Origin of the sequence: Paracoccus sp. S1E-3, from assembly GCF_013868135.1 — a bacterium.
GTDB lineage: Bacteria > Pseudomonadota > Alphaproteobacteria > Rhodobacterales > Rhodobacteraceae > Paracoccus.
Window position 1 is genome coordinate 1,675,963 of record NZ_JACEMU010000004.1, and the last position, 14,280, is coordinate 1,690,242.

The following is a 14,280-nucleotide window of genomic DNA, read 5'->3' on the forward strand; positions in this document are numbered from 1 at the left end:
CGGAAGACCGCTATTTGAAGGGAAATACCGTCATGAGCCGGAAAGTCACCAAAGCTATTTTCCCGGTCGCCGGTCTTGGCACCCGCTTCCTGCCAGCCACCAAGTCGATCCCGAAAGAGATCATGACGCTGGTTGATCGACCGCTGATTCAATACGCCATTGACGAAGCCCGTGCCGCCGGGATCGAGGAATTCATTTTCGTCACCTCGCGCGGCAAGGGCGCGCTGGAAGACTATTTCGACCACGCGCACGAGCTGGAATCGACCCTGAAGCGCGGCGGCAAGACCGACCTGCTGGATATCCTGCGCGGCACCAATATGGATTCGGGCGCCATCGCCTATGTGCGCCAGCACAAGGCCATGGGCCTCGGCCATGCCGTCTGGTGCGCCCGCCGTCTGGTGCCCGACAATGAATCGGTCGCGGTCATCCTGACCGACGACGTCATCATGGGCGAGCCGCCCTGCCTTCAGCAGATGATCGAGGCCCATGCCGAAACCGGCGGCACCATGGTCGCCACCATGGAAGTGCCGCTGGAAAAGACCAAGTCCTACGGCGTGCTGGACGTGGCCGAGGATATGGGCGCCATCGTCAAAGCCAGAGGGCTGGTCGAAAAGCCGAAAGAGAACCCACCCTCCAACCTGGCTGTGATCGGGCGCTATATCCTTGCTCCGACGGTGCTGCAGAATCTCAACAAGCTGCGCGAGGGCGCGGGTGGGGAAATTCAGTTGACCGACGCCATCGCCGACGAGATCACTGAGGGCCGCGAGGTCTTCGGCCTGCGCTTTCGGGGTCAGCGCTATGACTGCGGCTCCAAGGCGGGCTTCCTGCAGGCCACCGTTGCCTTCGGTCTGGAACGCGACGAGCTGCGCGAGGAATTTCTCGATTACCTGAACGAAATCGTCTCGATGCAGCGCGCGGCCGAGTGATGGCGGAAAAAGTTCTGGTGACCGGCGGCGCCGGTTACATCGGCTCGCATGCCTGCAAGGCGCTGGCGGCGGCGGGCTTTGTTCCAGTGACCTATGACAACCTCGTCACCGGCTGGCGCGAGGCGGTGAAATTCGGACCCTTCGAGGAAGGCGATCTGATGGACCGCGCCCGCTTGGACGAGGTCTTCGCCAACCACAAGCCGGTCGCGGTGATGCATTTCGCCGCCCTCAGCCAGGTCGGCGAGGCGATGAGCCAGCCCGGCAAATACTGGCGCGGCAATGTCAGTGCCTCGCTTTCGCTGATCGAGGCGACGCTGGCCGCGGGCGTGCGCGATTTCGTCTTCTCCTCCACCTGCGCCACTTACGGCGATCAGGACGGGGTGGTGCTGGACGAAAACAGCCCGCAGATGCCGCTGAACGCCTATGGCGCGTCGAAACGCGCGATCGAGGACATGCTGAAGGATTTCGGCAATTCCGATGGCCTGAACAGCGTGATCTTCCGCTATTTCAACGTCGCGGGCGCCGATCCTGATGGCGAGGTGGGCGAGTTCCACCAGCCCGAAACCCACCTGATCCCGCTGATCCTCGATGCCATCGACGGCCGGCGCGCGGCGCTGACCATCCATGGCACCGACTATCCGACCGAGGACGGCACCTGCATTCGTGACTATGTTCACGTCATGGATCTGGTTGACGCGCATGTGCAAGGGCTGAACTGGCTGCGCGCCGGCGAAGGCCCGACCGCAGGCGGCACCGAGGTGTTCTGCCTCGGCACCGGCGACGGTTTCTCGGTCCGCGAGGTCGTCAGCGCTGCTGGCAGCGTCACCAACCGCGCGGTCCCGATGCAGGACGGTCCGCGCCGGGCGGGGGATGCGGTCAAGCTGGTCTCGGGCAGCGAACGCGCGGGACGGGTTCTGGGCTGGAGGCCCGACCGGTCCACCATGCCGCAGATGATCCGCGACGCGTGGCGCTGGCATCAGAACGGCGGGTATGAACGCTAGGCCGGCCTTCCTGCTGGATGTCTCACGGCTGGTTTCGCGCATCGGGACCGGCCCGCTGACCGGCATCGACCGGGTCGAAGCCGCCTGGCTGGCCCATATGGCCGACCGCCCCCATCTGCTGCTGTGCCGCGTGACGCGCGGGCAGGCCCTGCTGCCCCCGGCGGCGGGCCCCCTGATTTTGCGCTGGATCGCCGGCGACCTGGCCGGGCTGCCCGCGCGGCCCGGCTGGCGCGAGCGGCTGGCCCGGCAGTCCGGGCCGGCGGCCCGCGCGCGCACCGCGCTGCGCGAGATGGCGCTGACGGTGTCCGACCGCGACGCGCGCCGCCTCGCGGCAGAGGTGCTGCGCCGGCTGCCCGGCGCAACCTATCTGAATGTCGGCCATGCCAATCTTGACCGCCGGCTGCTGGTCGGCCTCGCCCCCATGATGCGGGTGGTGCTGATCCACGACACCATCCCGCTGGACCATCCCGAATTTACCCGTCAAGGCCAGGCGCAGAAATTCCGCACCCGCTTCATGACGGCGATGAACTTTGCCGACCTGATCGCCACCGTTTCGCGGGCGACCGCCAAGGACGTTGCGCGGTGGCGTGGCCGGCTGGCCATCACCCACCGCGCGCCAATCATTGCCGCGCCCATCGGCACCACGCTGATCCCGTCGGTCGCAGCGGAGATCCCCGCCGATCTGCCCCTCGACCGACCCTTCTTCATCGCCCTTGGCACCATCGAGCCGCGCAAGAATCACGCGCTGCTGCTGGAGGCCTGGGCCCTGCTGACAGGCGAACTGCCCGCCGCGCAGGTGCCACGCCTGCTGATTCTGGGGCGGCGCGGCTGGGAAAATGCCGAGGTTTTTGCCCAGCTCGACCGGCTGCCGAATGGCGGCGCGGTGATCGAACGGGCCGGCCTTTCCGACGGGGCCGTCGCGGCGCTGATCGAACGCAGCCACGGCCTGCTGATGCCGTCCCGCGCCGAAGGCTTCGGGCTGCCCCTGACCGAGGCCGCCGGACGCGGCATCCCAATCCTCTCCACCCCCTTGCCCGCAGCCCGCGAATTGCTGGGCGATTATCCCCGCTATCTGGGCGCCGAAAATCCCGCCGCCTGGGCCGAGGCTGTTGCAGAACTGGCAGCATCCCCCGCTATCAGTCTGAAACCCCTTGTCATTCCGTCATGGGCTGGGCATTTCAGACTTATTGAGCAGGCAATCTTGTCGCAACAGAAAAACCCGACAGTGTGAATGGTGGCGGCTGGTGGCGAGACATTGGAAATCAAGCTGGAACGCGCTGCGGCTGCGCGCTGTCCGGCAATGGTATCTGGGTCGGGCCCTGCGGCGGCGCAAGCAGGTGCGGCCCCTCAAGCTGCGGCTGAAAGCAATCGCCAAGGACGCCATTCTGTGCTTCGTGACCCAGCGTAACGAACGCATCCGCCTGCCCTATTTCCTCGATTATTATCGCCGGGCCGGGATCGGGCATTTCCTATTCGTCGATAACGATTCCGATGATGGCAGCGCCGAGTATCTTTCGCTCCAGCCCGACGTATCGCTATGGCGCGCCACCACCAGCTACAAGGCCGCACGCTTTGGAATGGACTGGCTGAACTGGTTGCTGTTCCGTTATGGTACGGGGCATTGGTGCCTGACGGTCGACCCCGACGAATTCCTCGTCTATCCGCATTGCGATACCCGGCCGTTGCAGGCCCTTGTCGATTGGATGGACGGCACGGGGCTGAAATCCTTTCCGGCGATGCTGCTGGATGTCTATCCCGAAGGCCGCATCGGCGATCAGCCCTATCGCGAGGGCCAGAACCCGATGGAGATCGCGCGCTATTTCGACCCGGCGAATTACATGATCCACAAGAACGGCCGCTTCGGCAATCTGTGGATTCAGGGCGGTCCGCGCGCGCGCACCTTCTTCGGCCGCAATCCCGAACTGGCGCCGGCGCTGAACAAGGTGCCGCTGGTGCGCTGGGAGCGGCCTTATGCCTATATCTCCTCGACCCATATGGCGCTGCCGCGGTCGCTGAACCTGGTCTATGACGAAGATGGCGGCGAACGCATCTCGGGCGTGCTGCTGCATGCGAAATTCCTGTCCACCTTCATCGCCAAGTCCAGCGAGGAGATGGAGCGCGGCGAACACTATGCCAACAGCCAGGAATACCGTGCCTATAACGCCGTGCTGCACAATGACATGGTGCTGTATACACCCGAGTCGCTTCTCTATGAGGATTGGCGCCAGTTGCAGGAGATCGGCCTGATCTCGCAGGGGAATTGGGCGTGAGCGAGACAATCCGCCTGGGGGTGGTTTTCCTGTGCCATAACGAACTGGACGTTGCCGCCCAGATGGTGCGGATCTGGCACGATGGCGGGGCGGGGGTGGCCATCCATGTCGACAGCCGTGCCGACGAGGTCAGTTATCAGACGATGCGCCAGTCCCTCGCCGACCTGACGGACGTTGTTTGGGTCGAGCGGCGGAAGTGCGAATGGGGCATGTTCAGCATGGTCGAGGCCACGCAGGCCGCCGCTACCGACTTGCTGCGCCGGTTCGACAATGTCACCCATGTCTTCGCCGCCTCGGGAAGCTGCCTGCCGCTGCGCCCGGTGGCCGAGCTGTGCGACTATCTGCGCCGCCACCCCCGCGTGGATTTCATCGAAAGCGTCAGCGCGCAGGATGTCGGCTGGACTGTAGGCGGCCTGAACATCGAGCGGTTCGAGCGGTATTTCCCCGTCTCGTGGCGCAAAAGACGGCGGCTGTTCGACTGGCTGGTGAACATGCAACGCAAGTTCCGGCTGCGCCGCCGGATGCCGCGCGGGCTGGCGCCCCATCTGGGTTCGCAATGGTGGTGCCTGACCCGGCAGACGCTGGACGCGATCCTGACCGATCAGCGGCGCAGCGAATTCGACCGTTTCTTCCGCTGGACCTGGATTCCCGACGAATGCTATTTCCAGACGCTGGCCCGGCGGCATTCCAGCCGTATCGAAAGCCGCTCGCTGACGCTGTCGAAGTTCGATTTCCGGGGCCGCCCCTATACCTTCTACGGCGACCACGCCGAAATGCTGTCGCTGTCGCGTTGCTTCGTCGCCCGCAAGGTCTGGCCGGGCGCACGCGATCTGTTGTCGCGCTTCCCCGAGGATCGCGGTCCGCGGGCCCTGCGCGACGAACCCGATCCCGCCCGGATCGAGCGTCTGATCAACCTCACCGTCACTCGGCGCACGCTGGGGCGCCCCGGCCTCTACATGCAAAGCCGCTTTCCCAAGAAGGACCGCGAAAACGGCAAGACCGCGGGGCGCTATGCGCTGCTGCAAGGCTTCACCGACCTGTTCCCGGAATTCGAGACCTGGCTTCAGGCCCGTGTCGATGCCGATGTCCATGGTCATCTGTTCGCACGGGAAAGCGTCGAGTTCTCCGGCCGGCCGGCGATCGGGCCGGGGGCGCTCTCGACCCATCCCGAAAGCCGCGATTATGACCCCTATGGCTTCCTGACCAGCCTGATCCGCATCACCGACCGCACGCAGGTCTTCCAGTACGGCCCGCGCGACCTGCAGGCGCTGAACTGGTTCATGGTCACCGACCCCAATGCGGTGATCCGGGTCATCACCGGGGCGTGGGTGGTGCCGCTGATGCATTCCGGCATGCCCTTCGACGACATCCGCCATATCGCTGCCCGACTTCAGCGCACCGAACTGACCCAACTCGGGGTGCTGCGCTCGGTCTGGGTCAAGGCCGATGTCGAGATCTGGGAGCTGGCCGATTTCGTCGCCCGCCCCGCCGCCATACTGCAGCGCGTGGTCCGCGACCTGACGCCGGGGACCTGGCCGCTTTACGACCAGTATCCGCAGCTGCGCGATCTGGACCAGCTTGGCCGCTTCCTGCAAAGGTTACGCAATGCCGGACTGCAACCGCGCCTGATGGGCGATTTCCCGGCCACGCGGTCGGAACAGGAATGGAATGTCTGAGGTCAACAGTTTCGTCATCTTCGCCGAAATGCGCACAGGCTCCAACCTGCTCGAGGCGACGCTCAACAAGATCAAGCGTGTCACCTGCTTTGGCGAGGCGTTCAACCCCTATATGTTGGGGTGGCCGGATACCGACCAGATTCGCGGCGTGACCCAGGCCGAACGCGATGCCGACCCCGCGCGCCTGCTCGATGCGATCACCACGCGCGAGGGGCACCTATCGGGCTTTCGCTATTTCCACGATCACGATCCGCGGGTGCTGGACGCGATCATGGCCAACCGGCGCTGCGCCAAGATCGTGCTGACCCGCAATCCCGTCGACAGCTATGTCTCGACCGAACTGGCGCGCGCCACCAACCAGTGGAAGCTGAACCAGACCGAAACCCCGATCCCCGCCGCGATCACCTATGATGGCCCCGCCTTCCGTCAGCAGCTTGCCGAGGTTCAGGATTTTCAGGCCCGCATCCTGCGCGGCCTGCAACTGTCCGGGCAGACCGCCTTCTGGCTGAACTATGACGATCTTCGCGACCCCGAGGTGATGACCGGCCTTCTGCACTGGCTGGGCCGCACCGATCTGGAGCGGGTCGAGACCGCCTCGGATCAGGTGCCGCAGAACCCCCGCGAGATGGCCGAGAAGGTCACCAATATCGCCAAGATGCGGGCCGATCTGGCGGCGATGGATCCCTTTCAGCTGTCCCGGATTCCGACCTTCGAGCCCAGCCGGGGACCTGCGGTTCCGAGCTTCATCGCGGCGGACGCGGGCGGCGGCCTTCTGTATCTGCCCGTGCGCGGCGGCCCGCAGGATGCGGTGCTCGGCTGGCTCAACACCATTACCGCCCGGCTGGAACGCGACTTCACCCAGACCAGCCTGCGCGGCTGGCTGCGCGAACACCCCCAGCATCGCAGCTTTACCGCGCTGCGGCACCCGCTGCGCCGGGCGTGGTCCGCCTTCACCCATCTGCTCGGCAGCGCCCCGCCCGAACTGCGCCAGCAGTTGCGCGAAACCCAGCGTGTTGCCTTGCCCGAGGATGCGGCCCTTTTCGCCATGTCGGCCGAGGATCAGGCCCGCGCCTTCGGCGATTTCCTGGCCTTCCTGAAGCGCAACCTGAATGGCCAGACCGCATTGCAGGTGCTGCCCGTCTGGGCCAGCCAGACCGAGGTTCTGGCCGGGTTTTCCCGCTTTCTCAGCCCCGATCTGATCCTGCGCGAAGAAAGCCTGGCCCGCGACATGGGCTGGCTGGCCGAGGCTGCGGGCCTTCCCGCACCAGCCGCCCCCGACATCGAGCCGATGCCGGATTTCCTGTCCGAAAAATCCCTGCAACAGGCCGCGCGGGCCGCCTATCTGCGCGACTATGTGCAGTTCGGCTTCACCAACCAGCCCTGACACATCGGCCCCGCTGCGGCGCCGGGCGCATTTGGGCATGCATCAGCCGGGAACCCCGCCCACTTCGAGCCTCACAGGACCAGGACCCACAAGCGGGCCGTTCGGCGGGTCATTTCCGCGACCCGACTCCCCATTATCCGCGCAATACCTCGGCCTGCCCCTCGGCCCCATATTGCGCGCAGCCGCCGTGACGGCCGCGATACCAGATCGCAATCAGCCCCTTTCGGGGCCCACGACCACCGCCGGTTGCCAGAAATCCGTGGCACCGCGTGTAAATCTTCCCCTCGGGAATGCCGTGCCCTCGGGCCAGCCTGCCCCGATCGCTGGGCAAGGCGCTTCTGCGCGCAGCTCTGCACATGAACGTCGACCGCTCATCCACAAGTCGACTGCGCATCGCGAAGCTTTCCCAGCGCCGCCGTCAGCGCGTCCTGAAACGCTTTCGGCGCTTCGATCTGGGGGATGTGACCGACCCCTGGCAGCGCGATCAGTTCGGCCCCGGACACCAACGCCGCCGCCTGACGCCCCTGATCCAGCGGCGTGACGGTATCCTGTTCGCCCCAGATGAACATGGTCGGAAGGCACAGCGCCCGATAGCTTTCCGCGCGGGTGCTGCGTGCATCGACGCCCGGACGCAACAGGGCCGGCAACCAGGCCGCGAAGGCGGCCGTGCTGCCCGACAGGCGCATCGGCAACTGCAGCACCGCCACGACCTCGTCCGTTGCCGCCGCCTCGACATGAATCAGCGACAGCAGCAGGCGCCGGGTCAGCAATGGGTTGGTCGCGGTCATCGACACCGCCGCTTCGCGCAGAACCTGCGGACGCAGCGGCACTGGCAGCTCGCTCGCCTGAGAACCGATCCCCAGCGCCCCGTCCACGACGATGAGACCGGCGAACCGCTCTGGCGCGCGCATCACCGCCTCGACGCCCGGTCCCGCGCCGAACGAATGGCCGACCAGCACCGGCCGGATATCGAGCGCCTTCAGCAGCGCGAGGATCCGTTCCGCCTGCCGCGTCCGGCTGTAATCCCCCGCCGGATCGCGCTCCGAAAAACCGAAAGGCGGCGTGTCGAGCGCAATCGCCCGATAGCCGGCCGCCGCCATGTCCTGCAGCACCGGTCGCCAAAGCCCCGCCCAGGCCCCGGCGCCATGCAGAAAAAGCAGGACCGGGCCGTCCTGCGGCCCCAGGTCCAGCACGTGCAATGCGCCCTGCTCCGTCGCGATCAATTGGCCATCCTCGGGGCGCAATGCCTCGACCGAGTCGGTCTCGCGCAAGACGGCCGCCCCGAGAAACCCGATCCCGATCATCAGCGCCGCCAGCAGCAGCCACAGAACAGCCAAACCCAAGCGTCGCAAAACATCCCTTTCCGTCAGCGCAGCGGAACGTCTTGATTGAGCGTTGCTTTCGGCGGCAAGGTCAACCGCCCGCGCTAGCCCCGCGCCTTGCCGGCATCGCGAATTTCATCGGCGAGCTGCTTCAGAACCTGCACCCGGCCGAACTCGCGCATGGCGCGCTGACGCGCGATGTCAAAGCCCGGCCGCAGCCGGTCCAGCTCGGCATCAAGCTGCGCGGCCCCGCGCGCAAGCTGACCTGCCGTCTGGTTGGCCAGCCGCGCCTCGACGACGGAAAAGGCCTCGACCCGCGCATAGAGGGCGCCCAGCTTATCGCGCATCTCGGCGCGTTGCGTGGAAATGGCGTCGACATGCGCACGAAATGCGGCGAAGCGCTTCAACTCGGCATCCGACCTGATCTGCGCAAGCCGCGCCAGCTGTTCCAGCTGCTTGGCCGATTTCTTCATCGCCTTCCCCTGTGCAGGCATGCGCCGGATGCAGCGACACCCGAGTTGGTAAATTTACATTGCCGCCTCGATATCACCTTCATCTCAACCCCCTGCGCCGCGATCCGCCATCACCAGCCGCGCTTCACTTTCTGCCGCATGGCCTCGGCAAAGCGAATGGCGGCGGCGACGGCGGCGAAGTGCTCGGGCTCGATCTCGGCACCGATCTTCACGCCGGCGTGGATGGCGCGCGCCGCCGGCGGATCGGGCCAGATCGGCACCTTGTGATCCCGCGCGCGTTCGCGGATGCGCAGCGCCGCTTCATCCACGCCCTTGGCCACGCAGATCGGCGCCCGGCCGCTGCCCCGCTTCCATTGCAGCGCGACCGCGTAATGGGTGGGGTTGACGATGACCACGTCGGCCTTCTCCACCTCGGCCAGCATCGAGCTGAGCGCGATCTCCATCGAGCGCTGGCGGCGCGCTGATTTCATGTGCGGATCGCCTTCGCTGTCCTTCATTTCATCCTTCATTTCCTTCAGCGTCATGCGGTTGCGCCGGCGGAAATCGAAATGCTTCCAGCCCAGATCGACGGCGGCGAAAACCACCGACACCACAAGCGCCAGCATGAGCCCGCGGCCGATCACCACCCCCAGGCCGCCGACCCAGGCGGCATCCCCGCGACCGGCGATCAGGCGCGGCAGCAGGGCCTTGAACATCAGCCAGCCGCCGACACCCACTGCCACCGCCTTCGCGGTCGAGATCGCGAAGGTCATCAGGCCGCTTTTGCCGAATTTCTGGCCAGCATTCTTCACCGGGTTGATGCGGTTGAAATCAAAGGCCAGCTTGCTGGGTACAAAGACGATGCCGCGCTGCGCGATCAGACCCAGCAGGACCACGGCCGCCAGCAGCGCCACCGACGCCAAGGTCATCACCGCAGCCAGGCCCCAGACGGGCAGCGCCGCATCCAAGGCGCCGGTGCCCCGCCCCTGACCGAGGATCTCGGCGGGAAGTGACCCCATCTCGTTCCAGCTTCGGGTTGCGGTGGCCAGCCAGGCGGGCACCGCCCAACCGACCGCGGCAGCGCCCGCGCCGATCGCACCGATATAGGCGAGCGCGGCGTTGACCTCGGGCGAGCGCGGGAAATCGCCTTTCTCGCGCGCCTTTCGCAGCTTCTGCTCGGTCGCGTCGAATTGCTTGTCATCGCTTTCCGTTTCGCTCATCCCGGCTTGCGCCCCTCAGCCCGGCATCGCATGGGCGAACACGGCCTGCGCCCAACCAGACAGAACGGCCGGCGCCAGCAACGCCAGCCCGACAAGCGCCAGCATGATAATCGCCGGTGCGCCGATGAAGACCACGGGCAGGGCCGGCATCACCCGGTTCACGACCCCCGTCAGCACCTGATAAAGAAGTCCCCCCAGAATGAACGGCGCGGCAAGCGCCAATGCCACCACGAATGATCGCGTGACCAATCCGACCATGCCGCCGACCTGATCGCCCCCGATTGCCAGCTGACCGGCCGGAAAGGCCGCATAGCTTTGCGCCAGCAGGTCGAGCAGCAGGATCGGCAACCCCATCGCCATCAGCAGCGCAAGGCCGGCCATGTGCATCAGATTGCCGATCGGATGGGGCGCGGCTTCGGTTCCGGTTCCGATCAGCTGCGACAGCGACGCGGTCGCCCCGATGGCAGAGGTCGCCACATGCAATGCGCTTGCCATGATCCGCGCGGGCAGGGCGATCAGAAAACCGATCAGCAGTTCGCGCAGCGCCAGGACCGCGAAATCCGCCAAGCCGATCCGGGCAGACCAGTCGGCCGGCCCCGCAACGCTCAGCGCGACGGGCGCCAGCATCATGGCGATGCAGGTGCGCAGGCGCACCGACAGCACGCGCTCGGACAGGACCGGAAAGACCAGCACCGCCGCCTGCAAACGCAGATAGGCCAGCACCAGAGGGATGACCCAAAGGACCAGTTCCGCAGGCACTGCCGCCAGAGCTTCCATCATGCGGCCTCGATCGTGCCAAGCAGGTTGATGTCCGCCGAGGGGTCGATATCCGCCAGCCCGAGGACCGGCACCGGCAGTCCATGGGCCGCAAGAATGTCGCGCAACTGGCGGCGGCGATGGTCCGGTGCCGCGATCACCGGGTCGTCGCGGGGATCGATGCCCGCAATCTGCGTGCGCACCTTCGCCACCAGCTTGCGGGTCAGATCGGTGACCGGGGCGTTGCTGTGGGCGCGTTGCGCGCTGCCCTCGGCGGCGACGAATTCGGCCTCCCAGGCCGGGTGCAGCTGGACGATATTCAGCCTGCCGGTCGGGCCGATCATACGCTGGGTGATCTGCCCGCGCAGCCGGCGCCGGATCGCCTCGAAAACGGCCTCGGGACTGCCCGCGGCCCGGCATTCGTGGATGGCGTCAACGATGAGGGGCAGGTTTCGGATCGACAGGCCCTCATCCAGCATCTGACGCAGAACGGCCAGCAAAAGCTCGGGCGCGACCTTTTCGGGGAGCATATTGTCGAAATAGCTCTGATAGGCCTTGGCGCGTGCGGGGTCCGACATCTCTTTCAGTTCGCCGATCAGGCGCTGCAGGGCGGTCAGGGTCAGCAGTTCGGACAGCGAGGTCTTCACGACCTCCATCAGATGGGTCGACAGGACCTCCATCGGGGTCACGACGGTCGCGCCCGCCATGGCGGCATCTTCCTGCGCATTCTGCTCGATCCATTTCGCCTGCGTGCTGAAGACGGGTTCGCGGATCATCTGGCCCGGAAGCGCGTCCAGCACCTCCTCGCCCCCGAGCGCCATCAGCCGCCCCGATTGCAGCACGCCGCGCCCGCGGACGACCCCGTGCACGCGGATGAGATATTCGTTGGCGGCGCAGTTGCTGTCGTCGGTGATCCGCACCTCGGGCAGGATGATGCCGAAATTGCGTGCAATATGCGTGCGCAGGTTGCCGATCCGCGCCGCCAGACCCCGGCCGGGATCCAGCGCGTCCATCACAAGATCGTCGCCGATCTCGACGCAGATGTCGTCCATGTCCAGCTCGTCACCGATCCGCCGCGGAAGGGGCGGCTCGGCCGCGGGCTGCGCGTCCATATCCGCGGCCGGGATCGGTTTGCGCTTGCGGATCCGCCAGGCGGCAAAGCCAAGCCCTGCTGCCAGCAGCAGGAACAGCAGGCTCGGCATGCCGGGGATCACCGCCATCAGCACCATGGTTGCGGCCACGACCGCAGGTGCGCGCCAGTCGGTCGCGGCCTGCCCCAGGATCAGGCTGGACGTATCCTCGGTCGCGCCCCCGCGCGACAGCAGCAGCGCCGCCGCCATCGAGGTGATCAGCGACGGGACCTGACTGACCAGACCGTCGCCGATGGTCAGGCGGGAATAGTTCTGAAGCGCGGCGCCGATCGGCAGGTCATGGACCAGTACCCCCATGGCGATGCCCACCAGCAGGTTGATCAGCGTGATCACGATCCCGGCGACGGCATCGCCCTTGACGAATTTCGAAGCGCCATCCAGCGAGCCGAAGAAGCTGATCTCGCTCTGATCGTTCGCACGCCGGCGCTTGGCCTCGGCGTGATCGATGGCACCGGCGTTCAGGTCGCCGTCGATGGCCAGCTGCTTGCCGGGAAGGCTGTCCAGGGCAAACCGCGCCGAGACCTCGGCCATGCGGCCCGCGCCCTTGGTGATGACCATGAAGTTCACGGCGGAAATCACCGCAAAGATCGTCAGGCCGATCATCAGCGACCCGCCGGCGACGAATTGCGAAAAGCCGCTGATGACATCGCCGGCCGCCCCCTCTCCGCCATGACCCTCAGTCAGGATCAGACGGGTGGAGGAGACGTTCAGCGAAAGCCTGATGATCAGCGAAATAAGCAGCAGAACCGGAAAGGCCTGAAAGTCGGTCGGCTTGTCCACCGTCGCGGCCATCACCAGGATCATCGTCGCGCTGGCGATGGAAATGGCGATCCCGATATCCAGCAGGGTGGCCGGAATCGGAATGACCATGGTCAGCACGATCAGCACCAGCCCCGCCGTCATCATCGTGCTGCGCATCGCGCCGGATTTGCCCGGCCTGGCCGCGTCAACCTTCATCGGCGGCGTCCTCGGTCGGCGCAGGGCGCCCGGCGTCCGGCGGAGCGGCAGTCACGGCCGGCCGCAGGAAGACTGTCCCCTCCAGCGGCACGGCGGGGCCGGTCATCAGGCCGGACCGGCGCAGATAGATCAGGGCTTTCATCCGGTCGCCCGCATCCGGCAGTCGGCGCAGGTCCAGCAGCAAGGCTGGCTGCATGGGCCGTCCCGCCAAGACAAGCCGGTCAATCTCAGTGGTCAGCGCATCAAGGCCGGGCGCGGCCGCCAGACCTGCCGTCAGGAACGCCGCCAGGATCATCACGACGCCCTCTTGATTTCGCGCAGCGCGTTTTCCAACGACACGAAGCTGGGTCTGACCTGTTCGGGCGCGGATTGGCGGCCCACTTCGACGCAAAGGTTGGTGGCGTGCTGATGAAGGCCGGCCACGAGAACCGACTTGATGACGTCGTAGAACGACATGTCGTGCTTCTTCACCGCCCCCAGACGCTGCGCCAGCGGCGCCACCAGACCGTAAGCCAGGAACACCCCCAGAAACGTCCCCACCAGCGCCGAGCCGATCATCTTGCCGAGGATCTCGGGCGGCTGGTCGATCGAACTCATGGTCTTGATGACGCCGAGCACCGCCGCCACGATCCCCAGCGCCGGCAGCGCATCGGCCATGGATTGCAAGGCATGGGCGACATGCATCTGCTCCTCCTTGATGAGCGCGATGCGCTTGGCCAGCATGTCCTCGACCTGATAGGGATCGTCGTAGTTCAGACTCGCCGAGCGCAGCGTGTCGGTGATGATCGAGACCGCCTCGTGATCCGCCAGGATACGTGGATAGGCCTGAAAGATCGCGCTGTTCTCCGGGTTCTCTATATGCTCCTCCAGCTCGACCGGGCTGCTGCGGGCGAGGCGCAGAAGCTGGAACAGCAGGCACAGCAGGTCCTCGTGATCCTTGCCCTGCCAGACCGGTCCCTTGAAGGCGCGCATGACCGCAGGCATCGTGTGTTTCAACACATCGCCGCTGTTGGACAGCACGTATGACCCGACGGCAGCGCCGCCGATGATCATCATCTCAAAGGGCAAGGCGTGCAGAATGACGCCCATCTTGCCACCGGCGAGGGCATAGCCGCCGAATACCATGGCGATGGTCAGGACGATGCCAAGCGCTCCGAACACGGTT

At 65.9% G+C, this 14,280-nt stretch carries 13 protein-coding genes; 6 read left to right on the forward strand and 7 right to left on the reverse strand.

What is annotated here, in order from left to right; all coding sequences use genetic code 11:
- Positions 1–32: 32 nt before the first annotated feature.
- Genes H1S04_RS08330 through H1S04_RS08355 form a run of 6 tightly spaced genes read left to right on the forward strand, consistent with a single transcriptional unit; the run spans position 33 to position 7,257 of the window.
- The gene (locus H1S04_RS08330; RefSeq protein WP_181745031.1) at positions 33–926 is read left to right on the forward strand and encodes a UTP--glucose-1-phosphate uridylyltransferase; all 894 of its coding nucleotides are present in this window, start codon (positions 33–35) and stop codon (positions 924–926) included.
- Positions 926–1,927, forward strand: coding sequence for a UDP-glucose 4-epimerase GalE (gene galE, locus H1S04_RS08335; RefSeq protein WP_181745032.1), 1,002 nt, complete (start codon positions 926–928; stop codon positions 1,925–1,927). The genes H1S04_RS08330 and galE overlap by 1 nt, the downstream gene beginning before the upstream one ends.
- On the forward strand, positions 1,917–3,158 hold the full coding sequence (locus H1S04_RS08340) for a glycosyltransferase (protein ID WP_181745033.1): 1,242 nt from the start codon (positions 1,917–1,919) through the stop codon (positions 3,156–3,158). Before galE ends, H1S04_RS08340 begins: the two co-directional genes overlap by 11 nt.
- Before the next feature lie 13 nt (positions 3,159–3,171).
- On the forward strand, positions 3,172–4,197 hold the full coding sequence (locus tag H1S04_RS08345) for a glycosyltransferase family 2 protein (protein ID WP_298947028.1): 1,026 nt from the start codon (positions 3,172–3,174) through the stop codon (positions 4,195–4,197).
- A complete protein-coding gene (locus H1S04_RS08350; protein WP_366521911.1) occupies positions 4,194–5,873 on the forward strand; it encodes a beta-1,6-N-acetylglucosaminyltransferase in 1,680 nt (559 codons plus the stop codon). Before H1S04_RS08345 ends, H1S04_RS08350 begins: the two co-directional genes overlap by 4 nt.
- Complete coding sequence (locus H1S04_RS08355; RefSeq protein WP_181745034.1) at positions 5,866–7,257, forward strand: hypothetical protein; 1,392 nt, start codon at positions 5,866–5,868, stop codon at positions 7,255–7,257. The genes H1S04_RS08350 and H1S04_RS08355 overlap by 8 nt, the downstream gene beginning before the upstream one ends.
- Before the next feature lie 371 nt (positions 7,258–7,628).
- Here the strand turns inward: H1S04_RS08355 and H1S04_RS08360 are convergent, their stop codons facing one another.
- The 7 genes from H1S04_RS08360 to motA all read right to left on the reverse strand — a co-directional run bounded on the left by H1S04_RS08360 (position 7,629) and on the right by motA (position 14,276).
- Positions 7,629–8,594, reverse strand: coding sequence for an alpha/beta fold hydrolase (locus H1S04_RS08360; protein WP_220185109.1), 966 nt, complete (start codon positions 8,592–8,594; stop codon positions 7,629–7,631).
- 89 nt (positions 8,595–8,683) lie between these two features.
- Positions 8,684–9,052 (reverse strand): hypothetical protein, encoded by a 369-nt coding sequence (locus H1S04_RS08365; protein WP_181745036.1) that lies wholly within the window; start codon positions 9,050–9,052, stop codon positions 8,684–8,686.
- A gap of 110 nt (positions 9,053–9,162) precedes the next feature.
- Positions 9,163–10,251 carry a flagellar biosynthesis protein FlhB gene (locus H1S04_RS08370; RefSeq protein ID WP_181745037.1) on the reverse strand — a complete coding sequence of 363 codons (1,089 nt, stop codon included), beginning with the start codon at positions 10,249–10,251 and terminating at the stop codon, positions 9,163–9,165.
- A 15-nt stretch (positions 10,252–10,266) separates the two neighbouring features.
- Positions 10,267–11,031: a flagellar biosynthetic protein FliR gene (locus H1S04_RS08375; RefSeq protein ID WP_255435483.1), complete on the reverse strand. Its 765-nt coding sequence runs from the start codon at positions 11,029–11,031 to the stop codon at positions 10,267–10,269.
- Complete coding sequence (locus tag H1S04_RS08380; protein WP_255435484.1) at positions 11,028–13,115, reverse strand: FHIPEP family type III secretion protein; 2,088 nt, start codon at positions 13,113–13,115, stop codon at positions 11,028–11,030. Before H1S04_RS08380 ends, H1S04_RS08375 begins: the two co-directional genes overlap by 4 nt.
- Entirely contained in the window at positions 13,105–13,410 is a 306-nt protein-coding gene (locus H1S04_RS08385) for a hypothetical protein (RefSeq protein WP_181745038.1), read from the reverse strand. Before H1S04_RS08385 ends, H1S04_RS08380 begins: the two co-directional genes overlap by 11 nt.
- Positions 13,410–14,276, reverse strand: a complete 867-nt coding sequence (gene motA, locus H1S04_RS08390; protein ID WP_181745039.1) for a flagellar motor stator protein MotA — start codon at positions 14,274–14,276, stop codon at positions 13,410–13,412. The genes H1S04_RS08385 and motA overlap by 1 nt, the downstream gene beginning before the upstream one ends.
- Positions 14,277–14,280: the final 4 nt, after the last annotated feature.

What these genes read in the sequence shown, in the direction of transcription:
- H1S04_RS08330 (WP_181745031.1), top strand. Translation starts at nt 33, where the DNA reads ATGAGCCGGAAAGTCACCAAAGCTATTTTCCCGGTCGCCGGTCTTGGC.
- galE (WP_181745032.1), top strand. Translation starts at nt 926, where the DNA reads ATGGCGGAAAAAGTTCTGGTGACCGGCGGCGCCGGTTACATCGGCTCG.
- H1S04_RS08340 (WP_181745033.1), top strand. Translation starts at nt 1,917, where the DNA reads ATGAACGCTAGGCCGGCCTTCCTGCTGGATGTCTCACGGCTGGTTTCG.
- H1S04_RS08355 (WP_181745034.1), top strand. Translation starts at nt 5,866, where the DNA reads ATGTCTGAGGTCAACAGTTTCGTCATCTTCGCCGAAATGCGCACAGGC.
- H1S04_RS08365 (WP_181745036.1), bottom strand. Translation starts at nt 9,052, where the DNA reads ATGAAGAAATCGGCCAAGCAGCTGGAACAGCTGGCGCGGCTTGCGCAG.
- H1S04_RS08370 (WP_181745037.1), bottom strand. Translation starts at nt 10,251, where the DNA reads ATGAGCGAAACGGAAAGCGATGACAAGCAATTCGACGCGACCGAGCAG.
- H1S04_RS08375 (WP_255435483.1), bottom strand. Translation starts at nt 11,031, where the DNA reads ATGATGGAAGCTCTGGCGGCAGTGCCTGCGGAACTGGTCCTTTGGGTC.
- H1S04_RS08380 (WP_255435484.1), bottom strand. Translation starts at nt 13,115, where the DNA reads ATGAAGGTTGACGCGGCCAGGCCGGGCAAATCCGGCGCGATGCGCAGC.
- H1S04_RS08385 (WP_181745038.1), bottom strand. Translation starts at nt 13,410, where the DNA reads ATGATCCTGGCGGCGTTCCTGACGGCAGGTCTGGCGGCCGCGCCCGGC.